The sequence below is a fragment of the Metabacillus sp. SLBN-84 genome (assembly GCF_053629595.1).
Map to the genome: position 1 here is coordinate 2316603 of NZ_JBRJIP010000001.1, position 20687 is coordinate 2337289.

General features: G+C 44.3%; 21 protein-coding genes. 6 read left to right on the top strand and 15 right to left on the bottom strand.

The window, feature by feature from the left end; translation table 11 throughout:
• Positions 1-59 precede the first annotated feature (59 nt).
• From tkt to yneA, 4 genes are all read right to left on the bottom strand, one after another.
• The gene (gene tkt, locus RKD52_RS11885) at positions 60-2066 is read right to left on the bottom strand and encodes a transketolase (protein ID WP_454099904.1); all 2007 of its coding nucleotides are present in this window, start codon (positions 2064-2066) and stop codon (positions 60-62) included.
• A gap of 171 nt (positions 2067-2237) precedes the next feature.
• A complete protein-coding gene (locus RKD52_RS11890) occupies positions 2238-2468 on the bottom strand; it encodes a DUF896 domain-containing protein (RefSeq protein WP_029281129.1) in 231 nt (76 codons plus the stop codon).
• A gap of 70 nt (positions 2469-2538) precedes the next feature.
• Entirely contained in the window at positions 2539-3186 is a 648-nt protein-coding gene (locus RKD52_RS11895; protein WP_369734057.1) for a YneB family resolvase-like protein, read from the bottom strand.
• Between the two features lie 13 nt (positions 3187-3199).
• Positions 3200-3511 (bottom strand): cell division suppressor protein YneA, encoded by a 312-nt coding sequence (gene yneA / locus RKD52_RS11900; RefSeq protein WP_369733183.1) that lies wholly within the window; start codon positions 3509-3511, stop codon positions 3200-3202.
• A 159-nt stretch (positions 3512-3670) separates the two neighbouring features.
• Between yneA and lexA the strand changes: the two genes are divergently transcribed.
• Both lexA and RKD52_RS11910 read left to right on the top strand, forming a co-directional pair.
• Positions 3671-4291, top strand: a complete 621-nt coding sequence (gene lexA, locus RKD52_RS11905) for a transcriptional repressor LexA (RefSeq protein WP_029281135.1) — start codon at positions 3671-3673, stop codon at positions 4289-4291.
• A 95-nt stretch (positions 4292-4386) separates the two neighbouring features.
• A complete protein-coding gene (locus RKD52_RS11910; protein WP_454099905.1) occupies positions 4387-5829 on the top strand; it encodes a hypothetical protein in 1443 nt (480 codons plus the stop codon).
• A gap of 50 nt (positions 5830-5879) precedes the next feature.
• Here the strand turns inward: RKD52_RS11910 and glnA are convergent, their stop codons facing one another.
• The 4 genes from glnA to hflX all read right to left on the bottom strand — a co-directional run bounded on the left by glnA (position 5880) and on the right by hflX (position 10317).
• Positions 5880-7214 carry a type I glutamate--ammonia ligase gene (gene glnA, locus RKD52_RS11915; RefSeq protein ID WP_029281139.1) on the bottom strand — a complete coding sequence of 445 codons (1335 nt, stop codon included), beginning with the start codon at positions 7212-7214 and terminating at the stop codon, positions 5880-5882.
• A gap of 67 nt (positions 7215-7281) precedes the next feature.
• Entirely contained in the window at positions 7282-7686 is a 405-nt protein-coding gene (locus RKD52_RS11920; RefSeq protein WP_029281141.1) for a MerR family transcriptional regulator, read from the bottom strand.
• Positions 7687-7784: 98 nt separating this feature from the next.
• Complete coding sequence (locus RKD52_RS11925; RefSeq protein ID WP_454099906.1) at positions 7785-9053, bottom strand: methionine gamma-lyase family protein; 1269 nt, start codon at positions 9051-9053, stop codon at positions 7785-7787.
• The gene (gene hflX, locus RKD52_RS11930; RefSeq protein WP_454101202.1) at positions 9046-10317 is read right to left on the bottom strand and encodes a GTPase HflX; all 1272 of its coding nucleotides are present in this window, start codon (positions 10315-10317) and stop codon (positions 9046-9048) included. Before hflX ends, RKD52_RS11925 begins: the two co-directional genes overlap by 8 nt.
• A 240-nt stretch (positions 10318-10557) precedes the next feature.
• Between hflX and RKD52_RS11935 the strand changes: the two genes are divergently transcribed.
• Positions 10558-11160 (top strand): trimeric intracellular cation channel family protein, encoded by a 603-nt coding sequence (locus tag RKD52_RS11935; protein WP_454099907.1) that lies wholly within the window; start codon positions 10558-10560, stop codon positions 11158-11160.
• Between the two features lie 36 nt (positions 11161-11196).
• Here the strand turns inward: RKD52_RS11935 and spoVK are convergent, their stop codons facing one another.
• The 4 genes from spoVK to RKD52_RS11955 form a co-directional block, all read right to left on the bottom strand.
• Complete coding sequence (gene spoVK, locus RKD52_RS11940) at positions 11197-12147, bottom strand: stage V sporulation protein K (RefSeq protein WP_369733178.1); 951 nt, start codon at positions 12145-12147, stop codon at positions 11197-11199.
• Between the two features lie 225 nt (positions 12148-12372).
• Entirely contained in the window at positions 12373-12597 is a 225-nt protein-coding gene (gene hfq / locus RKD52_RS11945) for an RNA chaperone Hfq (RefSeq protein WP_029281151.1), read from the bottom strand.
• A 36-nt stretch (positions 12598-12633) separates the two neighbouring features.
• Complete coding sequence (gene miaA / locus RKD52_RS11950; RefSeq protein WP_454099908.1) at positions 12634-13575, bottom strand: tRNA (adenosine(37)-N6)-dimethylallyltransferase MiaA; 942 nt, start codon at positions 13573-13575, stop codon at positions 12634-12636.
• Positions 13576-13689: 114 nt separating this feature from the next.
• Entirely contained in the window at positions 13690-14073 is a 384-nt protein-coding gene (locus tag RKD52_RS11955; protein WP_454099909.1) for a YmaF family protein, read from the bottom strand.
• Between the two features lie 137 nt (positions 14074-14210).
• On the opposite strand from RKD52_RS11955, the gene RKD52_RS11960 reads away from it, so the two are divergent.
• Entirely contained in the window at positions 14211-14690 is a 480-nt protein-coding gene (locus RKD52_RS11960) for a hypothetical protein (RefSeq protein WP_454099910.1), read from the top strand.
• A gap of 52 nt (positions 14691-14742) precedes the next feature.
• Here RKD52_RS11960 and RKD52_RS11965 read toward each other — a convergent pair whose 3' ends face one another.
• The 3 genes from RKD52_RS11965 to RKD52_RS11975 form a co-directional block, all read right to left on the bottom strand.
• Positions 14743-18183 carry an NTTRR-F1 domain gene (locus tag RKD52_RS11965; protein ID WP_454099911.1) on the bottom strand — a complete coding sequence of 1147 codons (3441 nt, stop codon included), beginning with the start codon at positions 18181-18183 and terminating at the stop codon, positions 14743-14745.
• A 143-nt stretch (positions 18184-18326) separates the two neighbouring features.
• Positions 18327-18800 (bottom strand): spore coat protein, encoded by a 474-nt coding sequence (locus RKD52_RS11970; RefSeq protein ID WP_369733174.1) that lies wholly within the window; start codon positions 18798-18800, stop codon positions 18327-18329.
• A gap of 1 nt (position 18801) precedes the next feature.
• Positions 18802-18990, bottom strand: coding sequence for a hypothetical protein (locus RKD52_RS11975; RefSeq protein WP_369733173.1), 189 nt, complete (start codon positions 18988-18990; stop codon positions 18802-18804).
• 291 nt (positions 18991-19281) lie between these two features.
• Between RKD52_RS11975 and RKD52_RS11980 the strand changes: the two genes are divergently transcribed.
• Complete coding sequence (locus RKD52_RS11980; protein WP_454099912.1) at positions 19282-19614, top strand: hypothetical protein; 333 nt, start codon at positions 19282-19284, stop codon at positions 19612-19614.
• Positions 19615-19632: 18 nt separating this feature from the next.
• A complete protein-coding gene (locus tag RKD52_RS11985) occupies positions 19633-20604 on the top strand; it encodes an alpha/beta fold hydrolase (RefSeq protein WP_454099913.1) in 972 nt (323 codons plus the stop codon).
• Positions 20605-20687: the final 83 nt, after the last annotated feature.

Below are 20687 nucleotides of genomic sequence, written 5' to 3' on the forward strand. Positions count from 1 at the left end.
AACTTCACTTTTTTTGTCGAAAAAGAGAGAACGAAGATATTCGTTCTCTCTCATAAGGCTTATTTTTCTAATAGTGCCTTTACTCGTGCCGTTACATTTTCAACTGTAAAGCCAAACTCTTTCATAATTCTTTCACCTGGTGCTGAGGCCCCGAACTGGTTGATGCCAAGAACGTCACCCTCATCTCCAGTATATCGCTCCCAGCCCAGAGGAGCTGCCATCTCAATAGCAAGACGCTTCTTCACTGTTTTTGGAAGTACGGATGCGCGGTACTCTTTTGACTGGCTTTCAAAACGGTTCCATGAAGGCATGCTTACAACCGCAACATCAATGCCTTCTTTTTGAAGAGCATCTTGTGCTTCGATAGCAAGTCCTACTTCAGAGCCTGATGCTAAAAGAAGTGCGTCAGCCGTTTCTTTTTTGCTTGGAGAAATCGTATAAGCTCCTTTAGAAACTCCTTCATATGCCGTTTCAGACGTACCTTTAATCGTTTTTAGATTCTGACGGGTAAGAACAAGTGCTGTCGGTGCCGTTTCAGATTGAAGGGCAAGTCTCCATGCAGCAGCAGTCTCATTGCCGTCTGCCGGACGGATGACCGACAGGTTCGGCATTGCACGCAAGGCAGGAAGCTGTTCAATCGGCTCATGAGTCGGGCCGTCTTCTCCTACAGCAATACTGTCATGTGTAAATACGTACGTTACCGGAAGACCCATTAAGGCAGCAAGACGGATTGCCGGACGCAGGTAGTCAGAGAATACAAAGAACGTTCCGCCGTAAACTCGAAGACCGCCATGCAGCGCCATGCCGTTTAGTGCAGCACCCATTGCGAATTCACGGACACCGAACCAGATGTTGCGTCCGCTGTAGTCCTCAGCTGTGAAATCTGCTGCTCCCTTAATAGAAGTATTGTTTGAACCTGCAAGGTCAGCTGATCCGCCGAAAATGTATGGAACATTTTTCGCAAGGCCGTTTAACACTTCACCGGAAGAAGCACGGGAAGCAAGTGCTTTGCCGTCTTCATATACTGGCACTTCTGAATCCCAGTTTTCAGGAAGTTCGCCTTTAATTCCTGCTTCAAGAGCTTTTGCAAGCTCAGGGAATTCTTTTTTATAGCTATCAAAAAGAGCGTTCCATTCTTGTTCTTTTTTCGAACCGAACTGTTCTGCTGATTCTTTGAAATGAGCATACACTTCGTCAGGAACGTGGAAGTCCTGTTCGAATGTCCATGCATATGCTTCTTTCGTCAGTTTGATCTCATCTGCTCCAAGCGGCTTGCCGTGAACATCTGATTTTCCTGACATATTCGGTGATCCGTAGCCGATTGTCGTTTTCACTTCAATCAGAGTAGGATGAGTTTCATCTTGTTTAGCAGCTTCAATCGCTTTAGCGATTTCTTCAAGGTTGTTGCCGTCTTCTACACGAATGACCTGCCAGCCGATTGCTTTGAAACGGTCTTCCACGTTTTCAGAGAATGAGCGGTCAAGATCTCCATCGAGAGAAATGTCGTTAGAATCGTAAAGAACAACTAATTTGCCAAGCTTTAGATGCCCTGCAAGTGAAGCTGCCTCAGAAGAGATTCCTTCCATCAGGTCACCGTCTCCACAGATTGCATATGTGTAGTGATCGACAACCGGATAAGACTCTTGGTTATATGTATGTGCAAGATGACGTTCTGCCATAGCCATTCCGACAGCCATCCCAATTCCCTGGCCAAGCGGACCTGTTGTTGCATCTACACCTGCTGTGTGGCGGAATTCAGGGTGTCCCGGTGTTTTGCTTCCCCATTGTCTGAATTCTTTAAGATCATCCATCGTCAAGTCATAGCCTGATAAATGAAGAAGGCTGTAAAGCAGCATAGATCCGTGACCTGCAGATAAGACAAAACGGTCGCGGTTGAACCATTCAGGATTTTTAGGATTGTGATTCATAAATTGCGTCCAGAGCGAATACGCCATTGGAGCTGCCCCCATAGGCATTCCAGGATGTCCTGATTTTGCTTTTTCAATCGCATCAATCGACAGTGTTCGAATGGTAGCAATTGATAAGTCTTGAATTGAATGTGACATTAATTGATCATCCTTTCAGAAATAACATTCTACTTTTTTATCATAGCTTTACTGGCCTATTCATACAACCATTTCGCATGGAATTGCAAAAATGAGAAGTGTAAGAACCTATTCTAATGTATTATGTGCAAAATGAAAAGGAATACATCAAAAATTGACGTATTCCGGTGATTAATGAAGATCGCGTCTGCGCTCTTCTTTTAATTTTTCAGGTGTTACATCATTTCCGTTCGGATCCAGTACTGTAACGCCTTTTAATGTATTTTTCATAGAACCTCGGAATGCCTTGAGATATTCCTGTCTAAGTGATTGCTGTTCCTGTTTTTCCTCCGGAGAAAGACCGGACGTTTTTGATTTTCTGGACAAGGTATTGATTCTTGCCATCTTTTCTTTTGGCAGCATGACTGCAGCTCCTTTACCTAATACGATTTACTATGCTATCGTACTAAATATGGGGGCAAAAAACAACAGATTAGACCTGTTCCTCTTTCATGTGCTCCTGATATCTTCTATGTACTGTCGCTTTAGAAACCTCGTATCCAAACCCTCTTAAGGTAGCCGCAATCTCTGAGAATGTCAGTTTATTCTGTTTAAGCCTGATAATTTCGCTGACAGGCACTTCCTTCTTCTCTCTGCCGCTCCCTTTATCTCTGTTAGTAAGATTCCTTTGAGGTTTATACCCTTTTTCAACCGCCCGCTGCATGCCGCGTTTAATTTTCAGATTATGGATCTTCCGCTGATATTCTTCAACAATGCTTACAATTTCCAGAACCATGGAATCTGCTTCAGACAAAAAAAGCTTTCCATTCTGCGTGGCCGTATATATCGTAATGCCTTCTTTTGCGAAAAAATGAATAAGGGCGATGCGGGCGTTGCCTCTCCCCAGTCTCGTCTCATCCTGAATAACAATGGCGTCAATTTTCTGTTCCTTTATGCAGTCAAATATTTCAAAAATACCTTCTCTTTCAACCTCATATCCGCTCGCCTGCTCCTCAATAACCTTTGCCACATTCATGCCGTGCGCTGCTGAAAGGGCCAAAAGTTCTTCTTTTTGCCTGGCGAGTGATGTCTCCTGTTCTTCTTTTCTTGTACTGACTCTGCAGTAGATGATTGCGTTCAGTGTTCTCACTTCCCTATTTTCTTGATGCAAGCTGTGTCCCGTCATGGTAGGTTTGTTTATCAATAGGAAGAACCACAGAATCTCCTGTCTTGATCACAGCTGTCGGCAGTCCGTTTTTATCCTGCACCCATTCAACGAAATCGGTCTTGGACATGCGGTGATGCTCCTCATATTGATCTGCAAGGCTCCAGATGCTGTCACCTTCTGCTATTTCAATGGATACATAATGATCAAGGTTTTCTTTTTCACCTGTGTATGATAATGCAAAGACAGCTACAATGACAACTGCAAAGAAAGAAATAACGTAAGATAATGAACCTTTCAACCCAATCCCCACCTTAATAGAATGTTTGTTCGCATATTTGATACTTTCAGTATAATGCGAACAAACGTTTCTGTCAACGCCGTTTTTCGAACTTATGTTTGTATGTGCAGGAAAAACATGCTATAATCAACATAAATTACAGGACGCGAGGTGGATAAAATGACAAAACTTTCAAAGAGGCAGCAGGATATCCTCACTTTTATAAAACTTGAAGTACAAAAGAAAGGATATCCGCCATCAGTCCGCGAGATCGGCGAAGCAGTGGGCCTTGCTTCCAGCTCCACTGTACACGGCCATCTTGCCAGGCTTGAAAGCAAAGGATTGATCAGACGGGATCCGACAAAGCCGAGAGCGATTGAAATATTAGAGGACGAGACAGCGATGATTCCGCGTTCAAGTGTGATTAACGTTCCTGTAATCGGGAAAGTAACAGCCGGTTCCCCGATCACAGCCATTGAAAACGTCGAGGAATATTTTCCTCTTCCAGATACGTTCGCCGCATCCGATGATCAGATCTTCATGCTTGAGATTATGGGAGACAGTATGATTGAAGCCGGCATTCTTGATGGGGACATGGTCATTGTCAAGCAGCAGAACACTGCAAACAACGGGGATATCGTTGTTGCCATGACAGAGGATGATGAGGCAACTGTCAAACGTTTTTTCAAAGAGAAAGATTATGTGCGTCTTCAGCCGGAGAACTCTACACTTGAACCGATCATTCTCAGACATGTCGTTATCTTGGGAAAAGTTGTTGGAGTTTATAGAAACATACACTGAAAACTTTGCTTTTACAGGCAAAGTTTTTTTATTTGCCTGTTTTACAGTCTTCTCTCAGGGGAACATAATAATGAAAAAAAGATGAGAGGGTGCCTATGACAAAAGAACCGGCCATTCTGCGGGCAAATGCCCAGTTTATTTTTCCTTTTTCATGGGACAGGGACTGCATCTCCCAGCTGACTGATGAACTTAAGGCAAGCGGATTTGAATTTTTCAGCATCAACAGCAGCGCTCAGCAGAACAAATTTTACGGAGAGAAAACGAGCCTTCCCCATAAACGGCTGAAGCATTATTTTATGCCGTACATAGAACAGATTCTCTTTCCAGATCAGCATAAGGATAAGGCTATTAACAGATACTCCAAATCCTTTGACACAAAATGCACGCTTCGTACAGCTGTAAATGAATATTCTTTCACTATCCACTCAATCGATCTGTATATTTGCCCATTTTCTGTTGGAATGATTACAATCAGGACGGAGCTTACATCTGACAGCAAAACATTGATACTGAGCGATGCACTCGATTTTATGGATCACTTCAGAGTTCTTGAACCGTTTATTACAGAAGAAAAAGGAACTGTTCTCCATTCAGGACAGGGCACTTATGAAAAGATTCAGGATTTTATCTTTGAAGAGCTGTGCCCCTCTGTTGTCCCGTATATAGAGAAGAGTGAAAACAGCCAGTCAACCTATCTTGGAAGCCTTCCCTACTTTATTGATGAGAGAATGTTTGTCAGCAGTTATCTTTTGACAGAAAAGGACGCAGAAATATCACCTGAAACCTTGTTTCGCACAGGGCACATAAATGGTTATGATCAAAATGGCAAACCGTATATGTCCGCAAGCAATCCCGCTTATATCAGCCAGTATATACAAGATCACATTTACGACAGGTGGTCCCCCGGCAGTTTTCACGTTGTGAGTGATCATACATTCACTAAAATTACGAATGATGTGGGTCAGGAGAACGTGACCGCGGAAGAAATGGTCGGTCAGCTCTATTACAATCTCATCCTGCATCTTTTCTATAAAATTGTCCTTTTAAAACTTTCATACAGCTATTCACAGCTCTACATTGACCGGAAACAGGATAAAATGGAAGGTCTGATTCGCTCGATTGCTAATTTCACGGCTAAGTATATTTTTTCAGAAATCAGCAGCAGAACGGAAGGACAGGAGCTTTCTGTCATGATGAAAGACCGGTTTAAAATTGAGACCCTCTATAAAGAAGTAAATAATACAATGGACACTCTTTATCAAAATCAGGAGAAGCTGGCCAGCAAACGCCATAATTCCCTGCTGCTGATCCTTACTACTTATACGGTTATTTCCGGAATCTATGGCATGAACCTTGTTATTGAGGATTGGAAAGGCAGCATAAGCTGGAACAAACTTGCAGATTACTCTGTGTTTGAATACATCTCACTGGTGGTTGCTTTATCAGGAATTGCAGTTGGCTCAGTGCTTGCCGCAATAGCTATTATGAGACTGCTGAAGGATTATTTACAGAAGAGAAAATCAGACGGAATCGACTAAAAACATGCAAAAAAACCTCAGCAAACAGCTGAGGTTTTTGAGTGTGATTCTTAGTATTGAGACATGTACTGCTCACGTTCCCATGGGTGAACTTGAGTGCGGAACATATCCCATTCAATTTCTTTCGCTTCTACAAAATGCTCAAACAAATGCTCGCCAAGTGCGTTGATGATCACTTCGTCTGTTTTCAGAAGATCAAGAGCCTGTGCAAGAGTTGCAGGAAGATCAACGATTCCATTCTCAACGCGCTCTTCTTTCGTCATGACATAGATGTTGCGGTCAATCGGTTTTGGAGCAGCAAGTTTGTTTTTAATGCCGTCAAGACCAGCAGCAAGCAATACGCTCATTGCAAGGTACGGGTTTGCAGAAGGGTCAACACTGCGCACTTCTACGCGTGTGCTTAGTCCGCGTGAAGCAGGGATACGGATAAGCGGGCTTCTGTTTTGTGCAGACCAGGCAACATAGCATGGTGCCTCGTAACCAGGAACCAGACGCTTATATGAGTTAACTGTCGGATTCGTAACAGCTGTGAAGTTTGGAGCATGCTTGATTACGCCGGCGATGAAATGTCTAGCTGTTTCGCTCAGCTCAAGTTCACTGTTTTTGTCATAGAATGAGTTCACTCCGTCTTTGAAAAGAGAGAGGTTCATGTGCATTCCAGATCCGTTTACTCCAAACAGAGGCTTTGGCATGAATGTAGCATGCAATCCGTGTTTGCGCGCAATTGTTTTAACCACAAGTTTAAACGTTTGGATATCATCACAAGCTTTTACAGCGCCTGCATATTTAAAGTCAATTTCATGCTGGCCAGGAGCTACCTCATGGTGGGATGCTTCAATTTCAAAGCCCATTTCTTCAAGCTCAAGCACGATGTCGCGTCTGCAGTTTTCTCCAAGGTCAGTCGGAGCAAGGTCGAAGTAGCCGCCGTGATCGTTTAGCTCAAGAGTAGGTTCTCCTTTTTCGTCAAGCTTGAAAAGGAAGAATTCAGGCTCAGGCCCAAGGTTGAAGTCAGTGAATCCAAGGTCTTCCATTTCTTTCAGCATGCGTCTTAAGTTGTTGCGCGGATCTCCATCAAATGGTGTCCCGTCCGGGCTGTAGATGTCGCAGATGAAACGTGCAACTTTGCCTTTTTCAGATGTCCAAGGGAAAATAACAAACGTATCAAGATCAGGATACAGATACATGTCAGATTCTTCGATGCGGACAAATCCTTCAATTGAAGATCCGTCAAACATGCATTTGTTGTCAAGTGCTTTTTCAAGCTGGCTTGCAGGAATTTCTACGTTTTTGATTGTTCCAAGGATGTCCGTGAACTGCAGTCTGATGTATTTTACGTTTTCTTCTTGTACTAAGCGTACAATATCTTCTCTCGAATACTTTGCCATTGTGAAAATCCTCTCCTAACAATACTAAGTAATATTTATTGTGAAAATTTAAGTGAAGCTGCGTTAATTAATGGAAAAATCTAGACATGTCACCCTGTCTGAGCGATGATCTCTGAAACCTTCCGGCCTGCATCAGTTCAGCTTTCAGAAGCTTTCTAAGTTCAGCGTCGGTCAGATCCGGTTTTTCCACTTTTTTAGGCTGGCCTTCTTCCTCGCGTTCCATGCTTTTATCCTTAGAAGAAAAAATCTGCTTGATGCCGGCCATGTTAATGCCTTGTTCGATAAGGCTTCTTATTTCAAGAAGCGTATCTACGTCATTAAATGAAAATAGGCGTCTGTTCCCTTCTGTTCTTGCAGGGAAAATCAAGCCGTTTTCTTCATAATATCGAATTTGTCTGGCAGAGAGTTCTGTCAGCTGCATGACAATTCCGATCGGGAATAAGGGCATCGAGCGTCGAATCGTATCACCCATTGTATTCCCTCCTTTTCTTAACTTAATCATATTATATTCCATGTCATATAATGTGTCAACACTATGTTAGGAAAAATGACATTTGTATTTATATTGGGTTACAGACGAATTAAATTCTTATCCAGAAGATGATCAAGAGCAGAACAGATGGCAATTTTCACATGCGAATACGTTAATCCGCCCTGAACATACGCTGTATACGGGGGACGCAGCGGACCATCTGCCGAAAGTTCGATGCTTGCTCCCTGTACGAATGTACCTGCAGCCATTATGACATCGTTCTCATATCCCGGCATATAGCTCGGATATGGCGTCACGTGCGAATTGACCGGTGATGCATATTGAATGGCCTGGCAGAACGCAACCATTAAATCGGACTGCTCAAACTGGACAGACTGAATAAGGTCTGTGCGGACTGCATCCCATGACGGGTTCGTTTTAAGCCCTGCAAGTTCAAGCATCGCTGCTGTAAACACAGCACCTTTTAAAGATTGTGCAACAACGTGCGGAGCAAGGAAAAATCCCTGATACATTTCCTGAAGACTGTAAAGGGACGCACCTGCCTCAGCCCCGATTCCCGGTGATGTCATCCGGTAGGAGCATGCTTCCACAAGATCCTTGCGCCCAACGATATAACCGCCTGTTTTCGCAAGTCCGCCGCCCGGATTTTTAATAAGCGAACCTGCCATAAGGTCAGCACCAACGTGACAAGGTTCAAGTTCTTCAACAAATTCACCGTAGCAATTGTCCACGAAAACGACAACATCAGGCTTAATGGATTTGACAAAGTCAATCATCTGCTTGATTTCTGCAAGGGTATAAGAAGGCCTTGTGGCATATCCTTTAGAGCGCTGAATGCCGATCATCTTTGTCTTTTCTGTAATGGCAGCACCGACGGCATCATAATCTATGCCGCCATCTTCTTTCAGTTCAACTGCCCGGTAACCGATTTTGAATTCGCTGAGTGAACCGGTGCCGCTGCCTCTGATGCCTACAATCTCTTCAAGGGTATCATAAGGCTTTCCCGTTATATATAGAAGTTCATCAAATGGACGCAGCACTCCGAACAGGGCAATGGAAATGGCATGGGTGCCTGAAATGATCTGTGGCCTTACAAGCCCTGACTCCCCGCCGAAAACATCCGCATAAATCTGTTCCAGCGTATCCCGTCCATGATCATCATACCCATATCCTGTGGTCGGGATAAAATGAGAGTCGCTTACTCTATGGTCTCTGTAGCTTTGAAGAACCCGAAACTGGTTCATTTCCATTCGTTCATCAATTTTTTTGTGGGTATCTCTAATTTTTTCTTCTGCCTGTGCAGCTAGCTGCGCAAGCTTATCGCCGTACTTCAATTGGTTAAACATGTTTGTTTCCCTTTCTCTTATACATCTCTATCTGGCCGGAAGCTGCATGCCCCGGCAGGAAGTGTCCCTGTATTTCATAATGATTTTCTTCTTCATTAAAGGCAAAATGCCCTACCATTGTTTCTGTTTTCAATAAAGCCAGAAGCTTGCCTTCTGAAGCAGGCACATCAATGCTGTATTCTTCCATCAGCTCCATCGAAAACGACTGAATCTTCTGTTTCAGTTTTGCAATATCCGCATCTGAAAAGGCGCTGATCAGCACATGCTCGCCTTTTGGGGAAGGAACAAAGCCTTGCGACTGCTTATCTTGCTTGTTATATAACGTTAAGACCGGAATCGTCGTGACCTTCAGTTCTTCAAGCAGTTTATAGACCGTTTTTTCATGATTGACGTAATCTTCATTTGAACTGTCCACAACATGCAGAATCAAATCCGCCTCTTTCACTTCTTCAAGTGTAGAGCGGAAAGCTGCAACTAGCGTTGTCGGCAGATCCTGTATGAACCCTACCGTATCTGTTAAAAGAGCCTGATAGCCAGATGGCAGTGTCATCTTCCTAGTCATTGGATCAAGTGTGGCAAAAAGCAGGTCTTCTTCAAATGTGCCAGCGTCTGTAATCCGGTTAAACAATGTCGATTTCCCGGCGTTGGTGTAGCCGACCAGAGCTACCTGGAAAGCCTGATTTTTCTTTCTCCTTTCACGATAGCGGTTCCGGTGGCTGACGATTGCAGCAAGCTGCAGCTTAATTTCATGTATGCGAGTTCTAATATGTCTTCGGTCTGTTTCAAGCTGCGTTTCGCCCGGTCCCCTCGTGCCGATTCCGCCGCCCTGTCTTGAAAGATTGATTCCCTGTCCGCTCAGCCTCGGCAAAAGATACTGAAGCTGCGCAAGCTCCACCTGAAGCTTGCCTTCTTTTGATTTTGCACGCGTCGCAAATATATCAAGAATCAGCTGTGTGCGGTCTATAATTTTCACATCAAGGGCAGCCGACAGATTCCGCTGCTGACTTGGAGAAAGCTCATCATTAAATATAATTAAGTCGGGCGCAAGCTCTTCTGAAAGAGCCAGCAGTTCTTCAACTTTGCCTTTTCCTATGTATGTTGCCGGGTGGATGCGCTCTCTCTTCTGCGACAGCTGGACGAGCACTTCTCCATTCGCTGTTTTAGTAAGGGAGGCAAGCTCGCTCATTGTATAACTGAACGCTTCATCTTCTGTCTTCGGTAGCTGGCATCCGACCAGAATGACTTTTTCACTCCCGGTATTCATTGTCTCTTTCAAACGGGTATCATCCTTTTACTCATAATTTTGCTTCTTTATCATACCAAAAAAACAAAGAATCCACTAATGCTTTACGATTTTACGCACATAGGAACCTTTCGAAGACTACTTTAAAAGAAAAGGATTGCATTAAACCGGATACGCATATAAAATCAAGACGGCTGCTTTCCCGCAGCCCTGTAATTGAAATTGATGATAGTTGACATTTGCGAAAAAGGGGATACATATATGACGTGGGAAGTATTAAGCATCATCGGCACGATTGCTTTTGCAGTGAGCGGCGCCATTGTTGCGATGGAAGAGGAATATGATATTCTCGGGGTGTATATTCTTGGCATTGTCACTGCATTTGGAGGAGGAGCCATCAGAAATCTTCTCATTGGCGTGCCGGTTTCGGCTTTATGGGAACAGGGGACGCTCTTTCAAATAGCGCTTGTTGCCATGACGACCGTCTTTTTATTCCCCAATAACCTGCTTAAACACTGGCAGAAGTGGGGAAATTTCACCGATGCGATCGGACTTTCGGCATTCGCTATTCAAGGAGCGCTGTATGCTGCAGAGATGAATCATCCGATCAGTGCGGTTGTTGTGGCTGCTGTACTCACAGGAAGCGGCGGCGGAATCGTCCGGGATTTGCTGGCAGGAAGAAAACCGCTTGTGTTAAAATCAGAAATTTATGCAGTGTGGGCTGTCCTTGCTGGTCTTATTATCGGATTTGATCTCGCCCAATCACCTATTCAGCTTTATACACTGTTTATTCTGCTCGTTGTTTGCAGAGTTCTCTCTTATACAAACAAATGGCAGCTTCCAAACCGCTCCATCCACCATTAGAAAAAGCCGCAGCCGCGGCTTTTTTCGTACATTTGCTTATTCCTTAATCACCAGATCCTGACTCAAGATCGTGACAAGTTCGTCCCGCCCCAATTGATTGGCTGTAAGAAGTCTCATTGCCTGGGAGCGGATGGATTTTTCAATGATATTTCTGACATACCTGCCATTTGAAAATTTTGATGGGGCAAGGTTTGTTTTCATGTCATTCAGATGCTCACGGAATTTCATTTCAGCCTCTTTGCTGAATGAATATTCTCTTTCCTTCATCATGCGCTTTGAAATTTCCATCAGCTGTTCAACTGAATAATCCGGAAAATCTACCACGAGCGGAAATCTCGAATGCAGGCCGGGATTTAATGATAGAAAATGATCCATCTCCTTGGAATAGCCCGCTAGTATAAGAACAAATTCATGCTGTTTATCTTCCATATGCTTAACGAGAGTGTCAATGGCTTCTTTCCCAAAATCCTTTTCTCCCCCGCGGGCAAGAGAATAAGCTTCATCTATAAAAAGAATGCCTCCGAGAGATTTTTTAATCAGGTCCCGTGTTTTCTGTGCGGTATGTCCAATGTATTCTCCCACAAGATCTGCGCGTTCCGCTTCAATCAAATGGCCTTTTGAGAGCACATTCATCTGGAAAAATAATTTCCCGATCAATCTGGCCACTGTTGTTTTCCCTGTGCCGGGATTTCCTTTGAACATCATATGAAGAGACTGCTTCCCCGCTTTCAGCCCCTGTTCTTCCCGCTTTTTATTAATAAAAATCCATGCATAAATTTCTTTAATCATCCGCTTCAGTTCATCCATGCCTACAAGCGTATTCAGCTCTGCTTCAATTTCATTTAATATGGCATGCTGCGGTTCTGTTTTGGGAATTTTCAGTTCATATGTGGCTGTTTCGCTGATTCGCTCATGATAGACCTTTTTCTGGCCGCTAAGAATCACATTAATTTGCCCGTTGTTTTTAAATGTGACTGCTTGATCCAAAGATGTTCACCTCACATTCTTTTATTACTATACGTTGCTAGGGGCAAAATCGTGACAAATGCCTATCTAAAAGATGAAATTATTTTTCCGCGGAGAAAATATTGCTGAATATTGATGGAATCTGCGCTTTCCCGAGAAATAATTCCAATTCCTGATCATCAGCAGACTTCAGGGAAAAGACAAATAAAAAATCAGCCTCCGCATATGAAGGCTGATTTTGACTGTCTATTCTATTTCAAGGGAAACATGTTTCTGAGGCGCAAACGTTGAAATCGCATGTTTGAAAATCAGCTGCTGCTTGCCTTCTGTTTCCAGCAGGACTGTAAAGTTGTCAAATCCTTTAACAAGGCCTCTGAGCTGAAATCCGTTCAGAAGGTACACCGTAACAAATGTACTTTCTTTGCGCATTGAGTTTAAAAATTGGTCTTGGATATTGACTGTCTGTTTCATGTTTCGTCCTCCTCTTTTCTCTATGTTTTATGTATTCTAGCTTAATTGAAGCTTTCCTGCTATATAAGTGAAAATTTCATTGAATCTGTCATTTGCATCATGCGGGCTGCTTACATCAAACCATTCCACGTCCATTTTGTTGCGGAACCATGTAAGCTGGCGCTTCGCATAGCGGCGGGAGTTCTGTTTCAGCTGATCCACTGCATCATCTAAAGAAGACTTGCCGTCTAAATAGGCGTAAAGTTCTTTATAGCCGATGGCCTGGACAGACTGACAGTCACGGATCCCATTTTCATGCAGCTGTTTTGCCTCAGCAAGCAGCCCCTGCTCCATCATAAGATCAACTCTGTGATCAATACGTTCGTAGAGCTCGCTTCGTTCCATCGTTAACCCGACAATGACAAGGTCGTAGAGCAGCACCTTCTCCTGTTCGTTTAAAAACTCTGTCATCGTTTTGCCAGTGCAGCGGAAGATTTCAAGAGCCCTGATGACTCTCCTCACGTTATTCGGATGAATTCTTTGAGCTGATTCCGGATCTGCATCTGACAATTTCTTGTGTATAAATTCATTGCCCATGGCTGCAGCTTCTTCTTCAAGCATCTTCCTGTACTCAGGATCTGCTGCCTGTTCTGTAAACTGATAATCATAGATAACAGACTGAATATACATGCCTGTCCCGCCGGCAATGATTGGAAACTTGCCTCTTGAGTGAATATCGGTAATAAGAGGACGGGCTAATTCCTGAAATTCAGCCGAAGAAAATGACTCATCAGGATTTTTAATATCAATCAGGTGATGGCGCACTCCATCCATTTCTTCAGGAGTGGCTTTTGCCGTCCCAATATTCATCCCGCGGTAGATCTGCATACTGTCCCCGCTTATGATTTCACCATTCAGCTTTTTGGCCAGCTGTATGCTCAAGTTTGTTTTCCCGACTGAAGTCGGTCCAATTATCACGAGCAGTTTTTCTTTCTTCAACCTGTAATCACACTTTCTTGCTTTATATCCGCTTTTCAACATCTTATCACTTTAAATCAGTGAATACCAGTTTATTATTTCCAGATATCAGCATGCTCAAACGGCCTTGATGGATTAATATCCGATTGGTCCGCTTGTTCTTCCGCTGAACAAATGCTGATGAACCTGTTTCTGCTGCGGAGAGTATACAACCCCTCCAAACTGAGTCGGCTCTCCTTCTGTGTAGTTTCTGTAAGTCTTTCCATAAAACAGATGATAGTGAGTGCCGTCAAGCATGGGAATTGGCGGTCCGGTTTTAACATAAAAGCGGTGATAATGATTGTTGTCAAACGTCGTAACCCCTTCTACATAGTGGTAATGCCTGTCAAATGATGTACCGTTGATCGGTTTTGAAAATCCAAGCAGTGCATGCGTGTGACCTTCCTGTTCCTCTGTCACGCCCTGATAAAAGTGAGCATGGGGAACTGGCAGAGGCTCCCGAAAATTCATTTCCTTCATAAAGCAGCTTCCTTTCAAGCTTTTTATCAACGTATGAAAGTAAGGCAGCAAAGGAGCATAAATATCACAAATTGCCGTTTTAACAAAGCAAAACAGGGAAATTAGAGAATAGTTCTAAATTGAGAGGGGCATGCCCGTTGTTTCAGCTGGAGGATATGATCACTTTCTTCTGGGCTTTCTTCTTTGTTCTGCCCATCGTTGCCTTCATTCATCAGCTTGGGCACTTTGTCTTTGTTTGGATATTTGGAGGAAAGGCCTTTTTTACGTTAGGGAGAGGGAAATCTTTGCTCAGAGTAGGAAAGCTGCAAATTAATCAATACTACTTTTTGGACTCTTTTTGCCAGTACGAACGATTGAGATGGGAAAGCAAGTGGACACACGTCCTTGTATATGCAGGAGGATCCATTTTTAACCTGGCCTCCATCATTATCGTAAATTCTATGATTCATGCAGGGCTGCTGAATCCACACATCTTCTTTTATCAATTTGTCTATTTTTCTGTTTACTTTGTTTTCTTTTCGCTTCTGCCATTTAAATATTCAGAGACGCATTCGTCTGATGGCAGATCAATTTATGATGTTATTAAGTATGGGAGCAGCTGCAGCCAGTTTGATTAGTAACCATTAGTAAGAAGACCGGACTCTTTTTGTCCGGTCTTCTTATTGTAGTTTATCCAATTCTCAATATCGTCATAGAAGCACCTGCACCCGTCTGGAGAACAGCCGTTCCCAGCAAACCGTACATCTGAAGACTTAATGCGGTTCCTGCTGGCAAATCGAAAATAAAACCTGCATTAAAAAATGAAGCGGCAAGTGAAGGCCTGCAGTCAAGTTCATCAACAGCGGATCCATTTATCAGCAGCCTTACACCCAAAAGCAGAGAAGCAGATAATCTGACTGAAAATGTTAAATAATATCTGCCGGCAGGCAATACAGTGAAAATGGTGTTGGCTCCGTTTGCACTGACTTCATTTGAAAGATTTTTAGAAGACAGCGGAACAAGGGAACCCAACAGTATGACAGAAATAGAAGAACCCGAAGTATTTGCTGCAGAACTGGATGTCTGTGATATAGAAACTCCGTCTGGTCCAGTTGCACCAGTTGGACCCTGAACACCGGTTGGGCCCTGTATTCCTGTTTCTCCCGCCAATCCAGCTGGACCTTGAGCACCAGTCGGACCCGGTATTCCTTGAGATCCTGTAATTCCTGTTGATCCGGTAGCTCCTGCAGCACCAGTAGCTCCGGTTGGACCTGTAATCCCTTGTGGGCCCTGAATTCCTGATGCACCTGTCAAACCGGTTGGGCCTTGAATACCAGTTGGACCCGGTATGCCCTGCGCTCCTGTAATTCCTGTTGATCCGGTAGCTCCTGCAGCTCCGGTTGGACCTGTAATCCCCTGTATTCCTGATGCACCCGTGGGTCCCGTTGGACCTTGAACACCAGTTGGACCCGGTATGCCTTGCGTTCCTGTAATTCCTGTTGATCCTGCAGCACCTGTAGCTCCGGTTGGACCTGTAATCCCTTGTGGTCCCTGTATTCCTGATGCCCCTGTCAAACCGGTTGGGCCTTGAATACCCGTTGGACCCGGTATGCCCTGAACTCCTGTAATTCCTGTTGATCCGGTTGCTCCTGCAGCTCCGGTTGGACCTGTAATCCCCTGTAGTCCCTGTATTCCTGATGCACCCGTGGATCCCGTTGGACCTTTAACACCAGTTGGACCCGGTATGCCCTGCGGTCCTGTAATTCCTGTTGATCCGGTTGCTCCAGTAACACCGGCAACGCCAGTTGGACCCGGTATGCCTTGAGATCCTATAATTCCTTGTGGTCCCTGGATACCTGTTGCTCCCGTCAATCCGATTGGACCTTGAACACCAGTTATTCCCTGAATACCCTGAGGACCTGTTATTCCCTGAAATCCGGTTGGACCCGTTATTCCTTGTGGTCCCTTAATACCCGTTGCTCCTGTCAATCCTAATGGACCTTGAACACCTGTCGGACCCGGTATGCCCTGCGGTCCTGTAATTCCTGTTAATCCTGTTGATCCTGCAGCACCAGTAGCCCCGGTTGGACCTGTAATCCCTTGTGGTCCCTGTATTCCGGTTGCTCCTGTCAATCCTGTTGGACCCGTAATTCCTTGTGGCCCCTGGATACCTGTTGCTCCTGTCAATCCGATTGGTCCTTGAGCACCAGTTGGTCCCAGTATACCCTGCGGTCCTGTTGATCCGGTTGCTCCTGAAGCACCAGCAGCTCCGGTTGGACCAGTAATCCCTTGTAGTCCCTGTATTCCTATTGCTCCTGTCAATCCGGTTGGTCCTTGAGCACCAGTCGGACCAGTTATGCCCTGAACTCCTGTAATTCCTGTTGATCCGATTGCTCCTGAAGCACCAGTAGCTCCGGTTGGACCAGTAATCCCTTGTAGTCCCTGAATTCCTGATGCACCCGTGAATCCCGTTGGACCTTGAGCACCAGTTGGACCCGGTATGCCCTGCGGTCCTGTAATTCCTGTTAATCCTGTTGATCCTGTAGTTCCAGCAGCTCCAGTAGCTCCAGTTGGACCTGTAATGCCTAGTGGGCCCTGGATACCTGTTTCTCCCGCCAATCCGATTGGACCTTGAGCACCAGTTGGACCTCGTATGCCCTGAACTCCTGTAATTCCTGTTGATCCGGTTGCTCCAGCAGCACCAGCAGCTCCGGTTGGACCTGTTATCCCTTGTGGTCCCTGTATTCCTGTTGCTCCTGTCAATCCGTTTGGACCTTGAACACCAGTTATTCCCTGAATACCCTGAGGACCTGTTATTCCCTGAAATCCGGTTGGACCCGTTATTCCTTGCGGTCCCTGAATACCAGTTGCTCCTGTTAATCCTGTTGCTCCTGCAGCACCAGCAGCACCGGTTGGACCTGTTATCCCTTGTGGGCCCTGGATACCTGTTGCTCCCGTCAATCCGGTTGGACCTTGAACACCAGTTGGACCCCAAATGCCCTGCGCTCCTGTAATTCCTGTTGATCCTGCAGCACCAGTAGCCCCGGTTGGACCTGTAATCCCTTGTGGGCCCTGTATTCCGGTTGCTCCTGTCAATCCAATTGGACCTTGAACACCTGTCGGACCCGGTATGCCCTGAACTCCTGTAATTCCAGTTGATCCGGTTGCTCCTGTAGCACCAGCAGCTCCGGTTGGTCCTGTAATCCCTTGTGAACCCTGGATACCTGTTGCTCCCGTCAATCCGGTTGGACCTTGAACACCTGTTATTCCCTGAGATCCGGTTGGACCCATTATTCCTTGCAGTCCCTGACTTCCTGTTGGACCCGTAATTCCTCGTGGCCCCTGAGTTCCTGTTGAGCCGGTTGCTCCATTAACACCAGCAACGCCAGTCTGACCCGGTATGCCTTGAGGTCCTGTAATCCCTTGTGGACCCCGGATACCTGCTGCTCCTGTCAATCCCGTTGGACCCGGTATGCCCTGAGATCCTGTAATTCCTGTTGCTCCTGCAGCACCAGTAGCTCCGGTTGGACCTGTAATCCCTTGTGGTCCCTGTAATCCAGTTGGACCTGTAGCTCCGGTTGGACCTGTCACACCTTGAGGACCGGCTTCTCCAGACGGCCCCTTTGGACCTGTCGGACCTGTTGGACCACTGACAGGCTGTTCTCTATACAGAAGAGAGACATTCAGAACATATATGTCAGAAACGATTTGTCCAGGTAAAGAATTTATAAGAACAAGTGCAATGGCTGCATTTTCAGGAACAGCATCGACATCCATAACGATCCTCGCCTCATCCGATTCTGCATAAGAGTCAAAAAAACTGTCATTGATTGATTCAAGAAGTCCGTATCCAAGAAACGCAAGATTTTTATCATAATAATTTACAGATACCGTAATTAATCCGCTTGGCATCGGGCTTGACTTGACCAGCTCAGCCTTAAAAGTAAATTGTTCCCCCTGATTAACAGAAACCAATTGATAGATAAAAGAATTATATAAACTTCCGTCTAATGCAGCAGCATATCCAGTAATCCCCCCAGCTAATGGGACAATCTCCGCATTCAAAACTATCCACGGATTAAAAGAACCTGTTCCAAAATCACCATTTACAATACGATTGATTTCATTCAAAATTTTCACCGCCAGATGTTCAAATTATCTATGTATCCTATGCTCAGTCATATAAATGGATATCTCGCTGATGTTTTGGACAGCAAAATACAAGAATTAAAAAGGTGCCCCAATAATTGGGACACCTCTTCTAACTCATAGAGTTACAGAATATCCAGGGTTAGTGCAAGAGCTGCCAAGACTTGAATTAACAGCTGAATTGTAATAACAAGATCAAGATCAAGCGCTCCAACGTTAACGTTGTGAGAATCTTTGATGAGAATTTCCTGCTCATTTACTTGATCAATGCTTGCAAACTGGAATAACTCTTCACTGAACTGATCAGCCCGCTCAATATCATCAGCGAAAGAAAGTCTGACAATGAGTACGATGGCAGCCTGAATAGCAGCTTGAAGTGCAATTGCAGCCTGAACATCAATTGTCAATACGTTTACATCTGTAGAATCGACAATGCTGATTCTCTCAGATGATCTTTGGCCTGCGCGAACAGATTGTCTTGCTCTCTCAGATACGCCATTTGCAGATCCAAGGCCGCTTCCGCCCATACTCATGTCCATTTCGCCTGCAACTTCTTCTTCATGGCGGCAATTAGACATAATTACTCTGTTTCTTCCCATATTATTTCCCCCCTTTCTCAGTTTTGGATTTTAAATTATTGAGGAAATCCTCAACTTGACCATTTAATTCAGTGACCATGTCTCTAAGAGGTTTTTTCTTATCCTCCGGAATAGCTTTCAGCTTAGTTTCCAATCCATATTTGTCGAGAAGCATTTTGACAAACAGATCCGTTGTTTTACGGTTGATCATGACCATCTCTCCTTCCTGTTTACTCCATCATATTCTCAGCAGGATTATCTGTATGGGGAAATAACCTCCTGCAAAAACACATTTTTCGATTTTTTCTGCTGAACGTTTATGTCTTTATTCCTTAAAAATTGGCGAAAATCATGATTTATTAACCCAATCTATATTTTTTGTCGAACATACTCTATTAATAAGATTCAGCAACAAAGAGAATCTGCCTTTCTCTGCAGCATTGAAAATACAGGTGGCTTCACCTGTATTTTCTCATTACGATTAAGGGAAGGAGGAAATCAAATGCAAAAAAAGAAAAACCTGCAACTGAGTGACTTGGTTAAAAAGGCAGGCTTTCAGTTAGAGTCAAACCTCAATCAGACCATAAAGGCAAAACTTAATAACACGGATTTAACCCGAATTCTCGCAAACACTCAAAAAAACCCTGATCTGCAGAAATTATTCGGCATCCTGATTCCTGCACAAAAAATTCCCGGCAATGAAGATACAGCAAATACATCCAAACTCGTCGTTAGAACAGAAGAAAAAATCGATTCCATTGAAGAGAAACTTCTGGAGATCGATTCAAAACTTGATGAAATGAGAAATTTAGTCGCGAAAAACAAAAAAAAATAGAGAGGAGCTCTGCTTAAAGTGACTCATATCAGTCCGACAGGCTTGAGCAAAACCCCTGTATGGCAGTTAAATAAAATCACTCTGTGGCATTATCCTCCTGCGGTGAGAAACTATCAAACTCCTCTTTTTCTCATTTATTCTCCTGTAAACAGTCCGGATATTCTGGACCTTTTTCCTGGAAAGAGCGTGATTGCCTCTTTCATCCAAGCCGGTTTTGACGTTTACTTGCTTGAGTTTGGAGAACCCGGTTATGAAGATAAAGATGACACGCTGGAGGATTATGTTGCGAAGTATATTCAAAAAGCAGCAAAAAGAACGCTACTTCACTCCCGGGCAGAGAGTTTGACGGTCATAGGCTATTGTTTAGGAGGCACTCTTGCGGCGATATTCGCTGCTGTAACAGACCTAAAGATAAAGAACCTGATCCTTTACACTGCTCCCGTGGATTTTGAAGAAACCCACCTTTATGATAAATGGCTGACTGCATTAAGAGCTGCGGATGAGACTGATATTGAACAGATGATGGAATGGAATACTTTAATCTCTGCAGCCCGTGTAAAAGCCGGCATGAGGCTGCTTACATCTCCCGTATACTTTACACCCTACCTCGCTCTTTTAGGGAAAACAGATGATGAAGCCTATATGCAGAAATGGATGAGGTTTAATAAATGGGCGAATTCTTATCTCCCGATGCCGGGTGCTTTTGTAAAAGACGTGGTTTTAAAATTAGTTAAAGAAAACAGTTTGATCAGCGGAGAGCTCACAATCAAAAACAAAAAAGCTGAGCTTAAAAACATCTCCTGCAATCTTCTTGTGATCTCCGGAGAAAGTGACCAGCTTGTGTCAGTCAGACAGAGCAGTTCCATCATGGAACATGCTGCAAGCAAGGATAAGACGTTTATGTTAAGTAAAAAAGGACACACGGGGGTAACCATTTCAGAAGGTCAGCTGCCTGAATTTCTGGATAAGTGGCTGCCACCGAGATCGTAACAATGAGGGGGATAGAAAATGATGATTTGCTCTTCCATGCCTAAAACAGACCCAGTAACGGAATACTGCGGATTTTCAGCTAT